Below are 15512 nucleotides of genomic sequence, written 5' to 3'. Positions count from 1 at the left end.
TTTCCAGATGCTTTCGGGTTGGCGGGCGAGATCGCACGTGTCGTTGATCGCGATCTTCGGGGCGGCGCTCGTGCTTGGCGGGTGCGCAGAACCCGACCGCAACGCGCACGCCGATGCGCTCGCCGCGCCAGCGGGCTTGCAACGCGAGCAGATCACGACCGCCGGTTTCGTGCTGACCGCGTACGTCAAAGTCACGCGGCAAGACCGGCCAATTGATCTCTATATCGAAGGCGACGGTCTGGCCTGGGTATCGCGAACTCAGCCCTCGCTCGATCCGACGCCGCGCGAAGCGACCGGGCTTGCGCTCGCTGCCGCCGATCCGGCCGACAATGTCGCTTATCTTGCGAGGCCCTGCCAGTTCACACCGATGGATCAGAACACGCATTGCGGCATTCCGTATTGGACAGCGAAGCGTTTCGCACCGGATGTGGTCGCTGCGATGGACGATGCGGTCAGTCGAATTGCCGCGAAAGCGCCGGGCCAGCGTATCAATCTCGTCGGCTATTCTGGTGGTGCGGCGATCGCAATTCTGGTTGCCGCGCGCCGCAGCGATATCGAGTCGATTCGCACGGTCGCGGGCAATCTCGACGATGAGTACATCAATCGCATCCATCACGTCTCGGCAATGCCCGATTCGCTGAATCCCATCGACTTCGCTTCACGGGTGGCGGGCATTCCGCAGATTCACTACACGAGTGATCAGGACCATATCGTGACACCTGAGGTCTCTCGCCGTTTCGTCGAAGCGACTGGGCCACGTTGTGCACAGTCGAGCGTCGTCTCCGGTCTCGCGCACGATGGCGACTGGGCGAGTCGGTGGCCCGATCTGCTGCGACGTGTGCCTCGGTGTGCAGCAAGGTAGGCTTGCCAGGCACCAATTAACCGGAATTCGTTTGCTGAATTCGGCTGCAATGAGAACGCCGCGGCAGTCTGTCAGGCCGCGCTCGTTCGCGCGAGATGCACGATTAAGCATGTCGCCGCCTGGCGTCGAGGCCGCGCGGTAGGTACGCTGGCAGAGGCGCTCGATCTGGTGTCTTACCGCGCGCCGCTGTCTTCCAGAAACGGTCGTTGGGGCGGCGGTCTTCGTGAGGGTTTCGCGAGCGCTCAATGGTTAAAACGGCTGCGTTACGTGGCAGAAGATTGAGGGTCCACTGCGTCGGGCACGCCATCGTGCGACATCAGAATCGCCAGCCAGCGCGTACTTTGAAACTGAGCCGCTATCACCATCATCAGCACGGTCAAGGGCGTCGCGAGGATCGCGCCGGGCACGCCCCAGAGAAGCGTCCAGATGCCCAGAGCAAAGATCCCGACGAGTGGGTCGGTGTTGGTGCTTTTGGCCTGGACTTTCGGCATGATGAGATTGTGCGCGATCTGGAACACAGTCAGCACGATCACGAATACGCCGAGGGGCAACGCAATCGATCCGCTATGGATGGCCGCAAACAACGCGGGCACGATGCTCGCAACGAAAGGCCCGACCACCGGCATGAATGCGAGAAGAAATACGGTCACCGACCAGAACGCCGTGTCGGGCAACTGGGCAAAACGGAAGACCGCAGCAGAAATCGCAGCAATTGCCAGATTGATCGCGGTTTGAGAAATCAGGTACATCTGCACTCGGCTTGCGATCTTCGAGAGAACCACGCGTTGTGAGTTTGCTCTCGCTCCGTTGCTCGTGATGCCGATGATCTTCGGATCGGAGTCAGTGCCTGGCCCCAGAAGCATGAACACGAAGAAAAATAATGTAAGGAATGCTTTCGACACGGCATCGCCGATGCCGGAAGCGAGACCGTGTTCCAGCGACCGGATGTCGATTAACCCGAGTACGGTGGCGAGATCGAACCGCCGGCCGAATCCCACATTGACCGATCGAATCAGACTGTCGATTCGAGCCGGCAGCAGAGGAGCCTGTTTGGCGAGATCGCTCATGCCCTGAAGGATGACAATGAAAATGCTGTAGGCGCTAAAGGCGACAATCACCGCCGTCGCTATCAGGATCAGCCATCTGGGCGCACGAGGAAGCAGACGGACCACGAGCGACACGATGCCCGCGATGAGGATTCGCAGCAGCACCGCGAGGAAGAAAGGGACCAGCACGGGGCGTAAAAAATACAGAATCGCCAGACCCGCCGCGACGCCGGTAGTGGTCTGTGCGACAGAACCCGGTGTTGTCGTCATGATTAAATCTCTCAATGATTCGAGCAAATAAATGCGCTGCTATCGATCGCGCAGCTTTTCCGTCGGCGAGGATAGCAGGAATGATTCGATTTGCGCACACGGTATAGCGAGGCGCGACCGTCTTCCGCGCGGCGCACTCTGGCAAATGGGATATTGGCTGACGCCGAAAAAATCTTATTCAATTGCATCATTCGGCACGCTGACACAATTCGACGTTCATGCTTGCAAGTAGAATCGTCAACAATTGGCGAATGCCGCCCAATGCCCGTTTCAATTTCGCGAGGGATACCGTGAAGGTAACTGTTGCTTATATCGAAGAGCCTCCTTTTGGGTGGACAGAAGCGGGCGGCAACGTCAGAGGCGCCGACATTGATCTAGCCAACGTGGTTCTCCGTGCGATGGGTGTCACACAGATCGAGCATCACAAGACCACATTCAGTGAACTGCTGCCCGGCGTGGAGGCTGGACTGTGGGATATGAATGTTCCGCTCTTCGTTACGCCGGAACGCGCGGACCGGGTCGCGTTCAGCGTGCCCGTGTGGGCGATAGGAGACGGGTTTCTGGTTCGTGCAGGAAACCCGAAAGCGCTCGACAGTTATGCGGCATTGGCCAGACAACCGGATGCACGACTCGGCGTCATCGCCGGACAGGTACAGCATGAATCGGCAAAGGCGTCGGGTATTCATGAGCATCAGATTTCCACTTTCGCGGATCAAGCCCGGGCTATTGAAGCACTACGCTCTGGGGATATTGATGCGTATGCAAGTACGGCCTTAGGAAATCGGATTCTGGCGCAGAGAATGAGGGAATCGCTTCTGGAGGCTGTCGAGCACAAGCTGGAAGCTAGTGACGCTCAGCAATCACGCCCATTGGGAGCGTTCTCTTTTGCCCGAAGAAACATTAGGCTGCGCGATGCGGTTAACGCGCAACTTCGCTTGTATCTCGGCTCACCGGCCCATCGCGTTTTTATGGAGGGATTCGGTGTGACGCACAATGAAATCGACCCAGCCCTTCGCATGTCAGCAGGGGACGGCGATCGGTGACGTAGATTCTGGTTTTATAAATCGAGCGTTTCAGTTTGCGCGGAACAACAGTCGATACATGACAGTCGGCCAAAAAGTTTTTTGAGGGACGAGATGCGTCGATTGTATCTGGCAGCGTTCGGCGCAATGGCGGCCGCTTAGACCTGCGCCAAATCTGTCATGCGGATGGCTCCTCAAGCTTCAGAAGCGGTCGTACAGGTGCAGCGCAGAGATGTGTGAGGAATGAGTTTCACGCAGGGAAAAGGAACGTGACGATCGCGCGGCCTCCCCACCCGTGCGGGCCAGAGCTGGGACTCGCTGCCCAATACCGAACGCCTCCGCCGATGCTGATGTGCTGGCCGCCCACCTTGATCAGTTTGGTGACCGTGCCGTTGATGGGCGTCGACCACTGTCTGTGCGACCAGTCGTACGTCGATTCGGTATCGATGCCGAAAGTCCACGCGTCTTTGGTCGTGTAGTTCAGGAATGGCTGGAGGAATGTCGAACTGACGCTATCGCGGCTGCTTTGACCGGCAAACGACCAGATATGGTTAGCCAGCATGCCGTAGGTCCATCCGCCCGATTGCATGAGGGCGACCGCGGTCGGTCCGGCACCCCACTTGCGGCTGGACAGCAACGCATCACTCCCGGTTGGAAGCAGGAACGCCGGACCCACTCCCCAGATCAGCCCGCTTGCGGTCGGCTTTTGCGGCGACAGAAAAAGGCTCTGAACCACATCGCCTATCCCCGTTTGCGACCCGGAGCCCGGCGTGATGTCACTCTGCGAGACGACCGGCACAATGGTGCGGGAAATCAGGTTCCACGTGTCGTTCAGATGAAACGGAATGACCGGCTGGAAGTTGAGCAGGAACTTGTTGCCGCCTCGCTCCGGGCCAATATTATCGTCATAGTTGAACTGGAACGGGACGCTGATCAGCGCTGCCACGGGATTACTCAGTTGTTTGGCAAGGTCCTCGTCGGATTGAGCTTGCGCCGATGCCGCCACAACCATCAGGGCGGCCGCGAGCATGGCAGGGGTTGCCTTCCTGCCACCACTGGAGCCATACGCTTGCCCGAAGCCAAACGCCATCATGATCGGATCGCCCTCGCAGTAAGAAATTGGGTCGAGTGGGAATGCCGCGCATCCAGCCGATTCGGTACGACGTCGAGCGAATCCGGCCAGTGCGGGTGACCATCAGGCCAATTGAAAATCCGGCATTTTGAAAGTCTTGTTGTTGATCTCTTCGGTGGGACCGTAAAGACGCATTGCAGGTAGCGGACGTCGTCCGGATGTCGGTATCCAGTTGGACGCGAGGCCTTCGGGAGCATTTGGGCCGACATAAATCGTGACGCTGCCGTCCGCATTCTTCTTCATCGAATCGAGATCGTATGAAGAGAGCGTCGTGCGATTGGAATCGCTGTAGATGAATGCATTCGTGGCCCGGTCATAGACTGTCAGTGCCCAGAATTGCTTGACCGGCATCTTCGCCGGCACGTCGAGCTTGTAGAGTTTGCCTGCCTCGAGCAGATTGCCGTTGTTGTCCGCCAGCGCCATCAGATACTGCGTGGCGGGATCGTCGGTCAGAACGCGCGGCATGTACGTGCACCAGAAATACTCGGCCGCCCGATTGATCAGATCGATCCTGTCGTCGTAGACGAACGTGAAAGTTTTGTTCGCGTCCGCCTGAAGGAGCGACGCGTAATGACGGTCCGGCCAGAACAGCTTCTCACGCGGGAAATGGTCGAACCAGTCCTGCAGGAAGAACCACGCGTCGATCGCCGCCTGGCGCATGGCCTTCTTTGTCGTGTCATCCGGCGCGAACGGTTTGCCTCTTTCGATCCCGAGTGAGGTGAGCATCCCCATCATGACCTTGTCATGATCGTTCACGGGCTCGACACTCATGATGGCGTACATGTCGTCGAAATGACGTTCGTCGAAAAACGGCAGAGTGGGGTAACGATCGTTGATGGGATCGATAAAGCGCTGCTTCGGCGGATTGGCGGCTTCCGACAGGTAGTACATCCGCAGCCGCTGGGCATAGTGATAAGCGTCGGTTGCGCTCTTGCCGGGCGCGCGAACCGAGCGGAATGCCAGCGCGATCCTGAAGTTCGGCGACGCCACGTGCAGATATCCCTTCGGAACGGCGCCTTTATACCCTGGAGCCGTGAAAAGAAACTTCGCGCCTTTACCCTTGTCGAGCCCTGATGGCCCGACGTCTGCGATCGTGAATTGCCACGCGTCAACAACCTGTCCATACACGCTGCCCTCTGGGCCGGCAGTGGGGACTTCCAGAACCACCGGACTTTTTCGCAAATCCGTGAATGCCGTGATGTAGGGTGTCGTGCTGTTTGCTGTAATCGCTTCAAGCTTGGGCGTGGCTGGGGCGGAATAGGAAATGATGTCGTTATCCTTGACGCCCAGATTGTCGAACGCGGCCCGCCGGAAGCTGTAGATCGCGATGGCGGGCATGTTCCAGAGAACCGCTTCGAACGCGCGCTGATACTTGATCTGATAGTCGAAGTCTTTCACCGATGGCGTCGATCCGGCCGGGGGTTGGCCGCCGAGCGGCTGCATCGGGCTGCCCGCTCCGACCGCCAGCGGTGTCGGCGCTTCTTCGGCTGCCGACTCGGGGACTTTACCGGCAGCGATCCCGGCCACCATGGCCATGCTGACCTTGTGAAAATCTCTACGCGAAAGAGTCATCGTTACGTCCTCTGAGGAACATCGAATCTTCGATGCATGCCCTATGGATATTCTCGGGTTGCTTACTCCTCGGAGGATCGATTTTTTTTCGAAGTATTGCTATCGGGACAAAGGGCAACAGAATTGCCCGTAGGGGAAATGAGACTGTGCTTTGATGTATTTAGAGTGAGGATTTGACCGGAAAGCCCTGATAGCGGCCTTTGCACGTGTCTTAGCTAGACTGGCTGCTTCCGGGTCGCCGACGCTCCGACGCGAGTCGAACGCTGGCGAGAACTGCATCCAATCGGCATCGACCGATTGAATCTGCCACCATCTACGGACATTCGACATCGTCACCCAGATCGCTGACAGTTTGGGCTGCCGTGTCAGCTTCCGTTCATTCAGCTGTCCACCTGGCCTTCCCGCTATCAACAGCCACTCCCACCGGGTTTCGAACGTAGATCGGATAGTTGCGCGCGCCAGCACGCGACGACTGGCAGAATGAGCCTATGTGCACTGCAAATGGCGAATGTCAGAAGCAATGCTGACGATATCATTACGATTTATTGACGGAAATAAATTGCAAATCAATGCGCCAGAAGAGTAGTTAAAATCTGTCCACTTATTATCTTCGGGGAAAATAAATTGAATAAGAAAACATTCGCCTTACTTTTAGTCTTCAGTGCCCCTCATCTGGCAATGGCGCAGACAGTAACTGCACCCACTCTGAAGGAAGGGGATAGCTGGACATACGTAGACACCGTTGAAACCGGCCCGACAGGATGGCGTCAAACTCACGACGCGGTCACGGTACAGCGCGTAACTGGCGCGCACATTTACGTTGTGTCGAAACAGACGGGATCTTCTGGTGAGGGTCCCGAAACAATTGTCGACGCAGACTGGAGTCGCACTCGTGAAATTGGCGGCAGCGAAGTCGTCGTGAACAAGCCGTTGGCGTTTCCTCTGGAGACAGGCAAGACCTGGAAGGTCGAGTATACGGAGCCGCATCCGAGCGGAAATGTGAGGCTCAGTTCAGCAACCTGGACGACAAAATACAAGGTCGTCGGCTACGAAGACGTACAAGTCCCGGCGGGCAAGTTTCATGCGCTGAAAATCGAAGCTGAAGGCGACTGGCGTGGCGAGCTGGCGCCCTCGAACACTGTCGTTCAGGCCGCTCAGGTGCAGTCGGGTCAGACGACGATGGTTACACAGGCGCGGCGGGTCACCCCTCAAGCGACGGCCGGCAGCACTTACAAAGCGTTCTGGTATGCGCCCGAAGTGGGTCGCTGGGTGAAGTCGGTGGAGGAGTATTACGGCAGCAACGGTGTGCGTAGCCAGCGCTTTTCAAGCGAACTCGAAGCTTATAAGGTTGGCGGGTAATAACGCGCTGTTCGCAATGCGCCCAGTGCATCCGTTGCGATCGATCTGAATTGGTGGGCTGATTGTTTTCGCACTAACGTAACCAAGCAGGCGGAAATTTATTTTGTAGCATGGTGTACTTCCGTACCATAAATTGAAATACGTATCGCGTCAGGTGTCGACGGACATGCTCGCCTGAGCGCGGCGCGACATGTGCATGTGGCCTGCGCCTGCTGCGCACGCCGCTGCATGTGTCGCGTGATGCTAAAACTGAAATGCGCCAGGTTGAACGCAAAGATTTTTTTCACCGATAGTGGCAGTCGTAGGACACTGGCTGCGTTGTAATGTGAAAAGTTTCGCCACTCGTGTCATAGATGAAGAACGTTCTCTTGACGTTGCGAACCTGGAGCTGGATCGAGCACAACTAGGGCGGAAATTGCGGATGTGGCTGATGTATCAATGTTAAAGATAATCATCAGGAAATCTCTTCCTGTGAATTTATCCTTCGCACTACGCCGATCTCATTTCAACCGACCCCCAGCGCCTGCAATATCGGCAGATGAATCTGAGCAAAGCGGTTCGCTTTCTCCGTCAGATCGGCCAAAGAAGCCGCAGCGCCCGGCGCCAGCCCTGTTGTTGCACCCGCAGACGGGGGCGTTGTGCGCAGCACTGTCTCAGCGAACTCAGCCCATTGCGCCGGCTGCTGCATGTGAAGCAGTCTCGCCAATAAAAAGAGTTGCGCCACACGCGGCATCAAAATACCCGAGCCTGAAACCGGACTCACCAGAAACTGAACTTCGCCATGATGCCGGGCCTGTTCGCAAATCGTCGCGTTCAGCTTATTAGCCGACGCCTGGGCGGCACTGATTTGTGCATCATCCTGGGCATTCAGCAACACGCCCATACCAACCAGTAGCGTCACGGCCTTGACGATTTGCGCCAGGACGATGCCCCGTCCACTAATGCTGTTCTCGATATCGGACAGAGTCATCGGGCGATAGCTGTGCAGCGCGTCGAGAATAGGGCCGTATAGCGGTTCCGGTAGCTGCGTTTCGCCGAGCGCACCGCGCACCTTCAGCACCACAGAAGCTCTCGGCACCGCCAGAATCACCCGATGATTGCGCAAGCTCGCGTCCCGCTCGTCGTCATTGAGCGCTGTTGGGGCCTTGATCCAGTAATCGCGCCGCAACGAGCGGTTCACGCAGAAATCGCGCACCGTTTCTCGCAAATTCGTATCCGCGACGTTTGATAACAACGCGCGCTGGGCCGGGTTGAGGTTGATCTCATCGACGTGATCGCGATAGTCCGCGGACCCGCCATAAGTCAATCCCGCCTCAACAAGCGACGAGGCGACCTGCGAGAAAGTCATCGGGTCCCAGTCACGGTTGAAATACTCATGCGCGAGATAGTTCGGGCTCTCCCCCGACAATGCGTCGACGCGCTCGGCAAGCAGTGGATTAACCAGTGCATAGCCCGGTTGGGTCGCAAATACTGCCCGCGCAAAATCGACGGCGGCTTCGATGCGCGTTTGCGTATGCCCTTCGGCGACCGAACCTTCGCGCGGCCCGGATACCATACTAAGTTGAAAATGCTGATGCATCAATTCGCGCACGGGCAGCATCGGAGTCCATCCCGGCTGAGTGTTGTAACTCAGGTACAGCACGCCGCCGGGCTTGAGCTTGCGGCGTATGAATTCAACAATCAGCGCGCGATTTTCTTCGGAAACCCAGCTCCAGATACCATGCGCGCCGATGAAGTCGAACTCCGGCAAATCGTCGCGTTGGCAGAACGCCGAAAAAGGCTCGCCGAACAATTGCGCGTCTGATCCGGCACTGTCCGCCAGTCCCTGGGCGAAGTTCGCGTGAGCCTCGTGGAAGTCGGTGCCATACCATCTGGAAGGCGATCCGGCAGCGTGAATGTTGACGCTCACGCCGTGGCCAAAGCCCAGTTCGCAAGCGGTATGGACGGTTGGCGCAGCAAGTCCGGTCTGCAATAAGGGGAGGCCCAGCCGTAGCGGATTCAGCTCGTCGCAATAGCCGAATGTGTATGCAATCTCATCAACGTAACCTGTGTCCGACGCGCTCACCTTGTTCGCTCCCGTTCGTTGCGCGGGTACCCGCATCGGCTCTGCAGATTGCGGAACCGGCTGTCCGGCAATGCCCGACACGATAACGCGAGCGGCATGGAATGCAAAGTATCGCTGCTTCGTGCATTAAGCGAGGCAGTGCGCTCGACCGTTGCCTCTTGTCCGGCGTCGACTGAAACATCGTCAGTTGAATAGGGCCGACGTCGCTTTACGTTATCGGCCCTGCACGGAGTGCGTTGGACCCGGCTGTTCGCCCTCGGGGCGAGTGCGGACAGCCACAGTTGATACAGCGGACATTACGCTTCAGACGGCTGCAATGGGAATTTCACACCCGTCAGCGTCTCGCACACATCCCACAACCGTCGCGCTGATTCCACATCTTGTGCCTGCTGCGCAATTGCAGCGTCGCCGACATGGTCACCGCGCATCTCCATCCAACCTGTCGGACCGTAATACCCACCACCGGCGACGTTCGGCGAGGTTGCCGCATACAGCGTCGGTAGGGCCCCAGCGTCGTCGCTATTCAGAAATGCGCCGATCAGATGGCTTGCCACGGCGCGCATGGCGCTATCCAGCGCGGAACGCTCCCCGGCGCGAAACAGGTTGGTATTTGCGACGCCCGGATGGACGGCAACCGACATCACACGGGAGCCATTCGCGCGTAAGCGGCGGTCGAGTTCGAGTGCGAACATGAGATTCGCGAGCTTCGATTGCTGATACGACTGCATCGGCGAATAGCGTCGAGTGGATTGCAGGTCGTCGAAGTCGAGGCGCCCCCGTTTGTGGGCAATCGACGCGACCGTTACCACGCGCGGAGGTTCAGACACGGCAGCCCGTTCGAGCAGCGGCATCAGCAAGCCTGTCAGCGCAAAATGCCCAAGCACGTTAGTGCCGAACTGAAGCTCAAAACCGTCGGCGGTTTCGAGCCTTTTGGGCGGCGCCATCACCCCGGCGTTATTGATGAGCATATGAAGCGGACGTTGCTCCGCAAGCTCGCGACGCGCGAATTCCCGAATCGATTCAAGCGATGCAAGGTCCAAAGAACTCACCTCGGCACTTGCTTCTGGCGCGGTGGTCTTCAGTCGGGTTAGGGCGGTTTCTGCGCGGCGCGAATCCCGGCATGCCAGAATGACGTGCGCTCCCTTTTGCGCGAGCACCAACGCGGCGTGATAACCGATGCCGCTGTTTGCGCCAGTGATCAGAATTCGTTTTCCGTTCAGTGACGGGATGTCTGCAGGCGTCCACGTTACTTTCATATAGGATTTTGCTTCAGGCGTGATGGTCGGGTACTCAGCGTATCACTTGCGTGAGTCGACCGTTCGGCAGACCAGTCAACTTCGCCAATCGTTTTTGCGGCGTCGAATTCAACCGGTGAAAGTATTGGCTGGTTCGTCACGCACTCGCGACGTTTGCGTGGATTCAATGCTGCTGTGCTTCGCTAAATCAAGTTGATGCCCGCCGACCTGAAGAAAAGGCGATGATGGTGAACTGCGTCAGCGCGAGCGGCCACAGCAAATGGCGTTTGTGCTTTGCGCTGATTGAAAACATCGTTCGAACCGGGTTGTTGTAGCTGCGCGCGACGGTTCGCCTTTGCGTGTTCTTCGTTGTATTCAAACGATGCGGCACCGTCTGCGTGCTTCACGCGGACAGTGCCGTTAGCTGTTTATTGCATCGCCGGGGTCGTGCAGTCACGTCGAGCGAGGCTCATGCAAAACGTCGCAACAAGCCCGCAAAAGGCGCGAGCGTTCAGTCGTCGAGCGATTCGTGTACGGCTTGCGCACCCTGTTTCCAGTAGCTCGACGCGCGAATCCGCGATTTGTCGACGCCGCGTTCGGTGCACAGATGTTGACGCACCGCACGGATCGTGGCGGATTCACCGGCGGCCCACACATAGCCTTCGCCGTCCTTCGGCAGATAGGTGTCGCGGACCGCGCGCAACAGCGCTTCACCGCGCGGACCGGAACCGTCGCGATAGCACCAGACCAGATGCAGTTCGGCTTGTGTGCTGAACTCGATCTGCGCGGACGGATCGGCCACTTCGACCACCACCGCAACGCGCTTGCCGGCCGGCATTTCTTCGAGGCGTCGGGCGATGGCGGGCAGCGCGGTATCGTCGCCGATCAGCAGATGCCAGTCGAAGCCGGTTGGCACCACGAACGAGCCGCGCGGGCCGCCGACGCCAAGATACTGGCCGACTTTCGCTTGCGCTGCCCAGGTCGCGGCGGGGCCGGCTTCGTGCATCGCGAATTCGATGTCGAGTTCGCGTGCTTCACGGTCGTAGCGACGCGGCGTGAAATCGCGCGCAGTGGGGCGCGTGCCTTCGGCGAAGATCGGGCCATTGGGACCGGCTTCCGGTAGCGTCGGTTTGTCCGCGCCGGGTTCGGGGAAGAACACTTTGATGTGGTCGTCGAACGAGGCCGAGACGAAGTCGTGCAGATCGTCGCCGGTGAACGTGACGCGGATCAGGTGAGGCGTCAATGCCTGGACCTGTTTGACCTGCAGCAGACGGAATTTCAGCGGATGCCGCACGCGTTGCACGGCCAGGTCGGCTTGATGATCATTGCTCTGCATAAAGTAATTCTCCTGTGTCGACCGGAGTTAGCGCTTTAGCGCTTACTCCGGTCCCATAAACTGGTTGGTTTAGTTAGCGCTTTAGCGCTTACTCCGGTCCCATGAACTGGTTGGTTCAGTTAGCGCTTTAGCGCTTACTCCGGTCCCATGAACTGGTTGGTTCAGTTAGCGCTTTAGCGCTTACTCCGCTTCGCCCACGGCATCGCCGGACTTACCGTCACCTTCAATTTCTTTCACCGCCCGCATCAAGATTTCGGCGATGCGGCGCTGTTCGGCGGCCGGTGCGTTATCGCGGCGCAGCATCGCCTGCTTCAGCGTACGGCGTGCTTCGTTCAGTTCCGGCGCCCAACCACCTTCGCTGATATCGGCCGGTTCTTCACCGGCAAACGCGCGGCGCACCGAATCCATCTTGCGCGCGATGTGCGCCAATCGGGCCAGCATCAGCTCGACGCGCTCACGGTTGGCGGTCAGATAGTCGCGGCCTGCATCCGCGAGTTCGTAGCGCTTGCGGTTGCCCTCGAGTTGCACGGTCACGTAGCCCAGTTCTTCCAGATACGTGAGCGCCGGATAAACCATTCCCGGACTCGGGCTGTAGAAGCCGTTCGAACGCGTTTCGAGCGCCTTGATCAGTTCGTAGCCGTGACTGGGCTGCGCGTCGATCATCGACATCAGCAGCAGTTGCAGATCGTCGGAGCTGAATTTGCGGCCGCGCGGAAAGCCGTCGCCATCGCCGCCGAAACCGCCAGGGCCACCGCCACCGCCAAAACCGCCGGGGCCGCCACCGAAGCGTCCGCCGCGCCCGCCGCCACGTGGATCGTGTTGGCGCCCGCCCGCTTGCCAGATGCCGCGCTCAGAGCGGTCGCGGCCATGGCGGCCACGGCCTTCGCCGCGTAGACCGCGTTCTCCTTGCGATTCCGGCTGGAAATCCTGACGGTTGTCGCGCCCGAACCCTGCGCCTCGGAACTCGCGTTCTCCGCGACGGCCTTGTTCGCCGCCCGCGAATTCGCGTCGTGCGCCCCGGCCCGGTTCTTCGCCGCGGAAGGCCTGTTCATTGCGACGTCCGCCATGATGACGGCCAAACCCCATATCACGGCCTTCGCCGCCAGCTTCGCCGCGCCAGGCCCGTTGTTGGCGGACAACCGCATGCCAGAGAGCGTGGAGCGACGCACGCGCTTCGCTGGAGGAAAAATGCTCGTCCGCGCTGCGCGGACGGGAAAAACGATGGTGATGACGCATCTGGGTACTCCCCGTGAGTGTCTAAAGATGTATCTTAAGATATATATCTTAAGATAGTTTGTCAAATTTCTTTTTGCGGCTATGGGGAGACAACAAAGTTTGCGGGAAGCCGAAAACGGCCGTTCTGATGCAACAAAGGCTGCAGTGGCCCGGAATTCTTTGAGAGTGTTGCCCAAATTTTTAGCCGCGGCTGATCGGCGGCGAGATCAAAAGAAAGAGACGAAAGGCGAGGCTTCCATGGCTCGCGTTAGCCGCGCTTGCAAAATATGGGGCGGTTCTCCTGTGGTCCACTTCCAGTTCGCACGCGACTCTCTTGAATAGGCGAACGCGCATCACGCGTCGTGCAATCGATCGCGAGATAGAGTCCAGACGGTCAACCGGAGATTGCGGGATAGGGCAAAACCCCGTTGGCCCAAGGGCTGGACACGTCATTCCAGTTGATTGAACTGTCCGACTCAACAGGGCGCTTTCGAAGCGACCTGTCCCTGGACCGAACTGATGTCAGCGGATAGGCAGTGGACGTGCGAGGCGCGTGTCGGCGTCGATCAAACAGCGTAGGGAATGGCTTGATCGGACCGGCCTGATTGCGGCTAAGCCCACAGCAGCATGCCAATCGAGCTCGCGCTGCTGCGTTGAAGATAGGTGGAAGCGTTTGAAATCGACGCGTGCCGCAAGTGGTCACGAATGGCTGCGGGTTCAGCACCATTTTTCCGTCGCGTGCGACGCCCGCGAATATCGCAACCAGTGGTCTGGCCGGCTCATCCGCGTTGCCGGTTCAATGTGGGGCCGCAAACTCAACGGTTGCGAGCAGATGACTCGCCAGTGGAATGGTGAGGAGTTCGTTGAGCCTATGGGACCTTCCATGCGCGAGATGCGGTGTCTGTCTCCACGTTGAGAGGAACAGGCGGGATTCTCGTGTGCAAGTAGTCGGGATGAAGGTCGCATCAGCGACTCATTGCCGGCCATAGCTAACGTTCGGACACCCGGTTTGTACGTCGGCGATATCAACCGATGCCGAAGTCGAATCTCTGAACGAAATTAACGACGAGCAAGCTTGCGGCTTGACATTGATCCAGCGCGTTGAATCTACTGACACGTCGGCCGGATAATCGCTTTCGCTCCATGCAGAGTCACGCAGGAGAGCCCGCCGTCCTCACGAACAGCGGGCTCCTGCCGACAACCTGCGATGTAGAGAGTCAGACCATCATCCAGCTCTCAACCTCTGTGCCGCTTTACTTCTGCACGAACGCCAGAAGATCCGCGTTCAGCGTATCGGCGTTCGTAGTCAACATGCCGTGCGGAAGGCCAGGATAGGTCTTGAGCGTGCCGTTTTTCAGCAGCTTGATCGATTTCAAGGCTGCATCCGCGATCGGCACGATCTGGTCGTCTTCGCCGTGCAGCACCAGCGTCGGAACCGTGATTGCCTTGAGGTCGTCGGTTTGATCCGTTTCGGAGAACGCCTTGATGCCTTCGTAGTGTGCCAGCGCGCTACCCATCATGCCCTGACGCCACCAGTTCTGGATCACGCCCGGATAGACTTTTGCGCCCGTGCGGTTGAAACCGTAGAACGGACCGGTAGGGACGTCGAGGAAGAACTGCGCGCGATTCTCGGCCAGCGCCTTGCGGAAGCCATCGAATACGTCGATCGGCAATCCTTCGGGGTTGCTTTCCGTCTTGAGCATCAGCGGCGGAACGGCACTGACCAGCACCGCTTTTGCGACCCGTCCAGACGGCTGGCCGAATTTCGCCACATAGCGCGCAACTTCGCCCCCGCCGGTCGAGTGACCGATGTGAACCGCATTTCGCAGATCGAGCGCTTCGACGACCGCGAATGCATCCGATGCGTAGTGATCCATATCGTGGCCGTTCGGCACCTGCGCGGACCGGCCATGGCCACGGCGGTCGTGTGCTACCACGCGATAGCCCTTCGAGACGAAAAACAGCATCTGCGCGTCCCAGTCGTCGGACGATAGCGGCCAGCCGTGGTGGAATACGATCGGCTGTGCGTCCTTCGGACCCCAGTCCTTGTAGTAAATGAGCGTGCCGTCTTTCGCCTGCACAAAGTTGTCGTCGTGACCATGACCGCCCGCGCCATGTTTGCCGGCACCGGACTTGCCGGTCGCCGGTGCAGCGGCGCTCGCCGGCACGGTGGCGGCAGCGGCCACCGCTCCGGCAACGCCGACCGTTGCGGATAGCAGCTTGCGCCGGGAAACCTTGGCTCCCCCGATTGCAGATTCAATATTCATGTTGTTCTCCGTTTGCAGTGGATGTGTGGAAAGGGCCGACAGACCGTCTTTACCCTTGACGTGCAACGGTACAGACGTTGAATGCGCAATGTCCTTTTGACACGCTTAAAATTTCTTAAAACGTATAGCGA

Annotated in this window: 11 protein-coding genes; 3 read left to right on the top strand and 8 right to left on the bottom strand. The window is 58.6% G+C overall.

Going from position 1 to position 15512, the window contains the following annotated elements; all coding sequences use genetic code 11:
- Positions 1-7 precede the first annotated feature (7 nt).
- The gene (locus tag BLS41_RS23750; RefSeq protein WP_074771151.1) at positions 8-862 is read left to right on the top strand and encodes an alpha/beta hydrolase family protein; all 855 of its coding nucleotides are present in this window, start codon (positions 8-10) and stop codon (positions 860-862) included.
- A 263-nt stretch (positions 863-1125) separates the two neighbouring features.
- Here BLS41_RS23750 and BLS41_RS23745 read toward each other — a convergent pair whose 3' ends face one another.
- Positions 1126-2178 carry an AI-2E family transporter gene (locus BLS41_RS23745; RefSeq protein ID WP_074769253.1) on the bottom strand — a complete coding sequence of 351 codons (1053 nt, stop codon included), beginning with the start codon at positions 2176-2178 and terminating at the stop codon, positions 1126-1128.
- A 290-nt stretch (positions 2179-2468) separates the two neighbouring features.
- Here BLS41_RS23745 and BLS41_RS23740 point away from each other — a divergent pair, with 290 nt between their 5' ends.
- Positions 2469-3221 carry a transporter substrate-binding domain-containing protein gene (locus BLS41_RS23740; RefSeq protein WP_074771150.1) on the top strand — a complete coding sequence of 251 codons (753 nt, stop codon included), beginning with the start codon at positions 2469-2471 and terminating at the stop codon, positions 3219-3221.
- Positions 3222-3450: 229 nt separating this feature from the next.
- Here the strand turns inward: BLS41_RS23740 and BLS41_RS23735 are convergent, their stop codons facing one another.
- Together BLS41_RS23735 and BLS41_RS23730 are read right to left on the bottom strand one after the other, a co-directional pair.
- Positions 3451-4230 (bottom strand): hypothetical protein, encoded by a 780-nt coding sequence (locus BLS41_RS23735; protein WP_074769251.1) that lies wholly within the window; start codon positions 4228-4230, stop codon positions 3451-3453.
- Positions 4231-4395: 165 nt separating this feature from the next.
- A complete protein-coding gene (locus BLS41_RS23730) occupies positions 4396-5904 on the bottom strand; it encodes a DUF1254 domain-containing protein (protein ID WP_074769249.1) in 1509 nt (502 codons plus the stop codon).
- Between the two features lie 624 nt (positions 5905-6528).
- Here BLS41_RS23730 and BLS41_RS23725 point away from each other — a divergent pair.
- Entirely contained in the window at positions 6529-7263 is a 735-nt protein-coding gene (locus BLS41_RS23725) for a hypothetical protein (protein WP_253189749.1), read from the top strand.
- Between the two features lie 505 nt (positions 7264-7768).
- On the opposite strand, the gene BLS41_RS23720 is transcribed toward BLS41_RS23725, so the two are convergent.
- The 5 genes from BLS41_RS23720 to BLS41_RS23695 all read right to left on the bottom strand — a co-directional run bounded on the left by BLS41_RS23720 (position 7769) and on the right by BLS41_RS23695 (position 15381).
- On the bottom strand, positions 7769-9409 hold the full coding sequence (locus BLS41_RS23720; protein ID WP_253189748.1) for a class I SAM-dependent methyltransferase: 1641 nt from the start codon (positions 9407-9409) through the stop codon (positions 7769-7771).
- A 215-nt stretch (positions 9410-9624) separates the two neighbouring features.
- Positions 9625-10584 carry an oxidoreductase gene (locus BLS41_RS23715; RefSeq protein WP_074769245.1) on the bottom strand — a complete coding sequence of 320 codons (960 nt, stop codon included), beginning with the start codon at positions 10582-10584 and terminating at the stop codon, positions 9625-9627.
- 490 nt (positions 10585-11074) lie between these two features.
- Complete coding sequence (locus BLS41_RS23705; protein ID WP_074769241.1) at positions 11075-11899, bottom strand: siderophore-interacting protein; 825 nt, start codon at positions 11897-11899, stop codon at positions 11075-11077.
- A gap of 180 nt (positions 11900-12079) precedes the next feature.
- Entirely contained in the window at positions 12080-13135 is a 1056-nt protein-coding gene (locus BLS41_RS39665) for a PadR family transcriptional regulator (RefSeq protein ID WP_253189747.1), read from the bottom strand.
- A 1232-nt stretch (positions 13136-14367) separates the two neighbouring features.
- Positions 14368-15381, bottom strand: coding sequence for an alpha/beta fold hydrolase (locus BLS41_RS23695; RefSeq protein WP_083380064.1), 1014 nt, complete (start codon positions 15379-15381; stop codon positions 14368-14370).
- Positions 15382-15512: the final 131 nt, after the last annotated feature.

Source organism: Paraburkholderia fungorum, from assembly GCF_900099835.1.
GTDB lineage: Bacteria > Pseudomonadota > Gammaproteobacteria > Burkholderiales > Burkholderiaceae > Paraburkholderia > Paraburkholderia fungorum_A.
Note: the sequence above shows the minus strand (reverse complement) of the source record. Positions and strands in the feature narration are given on the sequence as shown.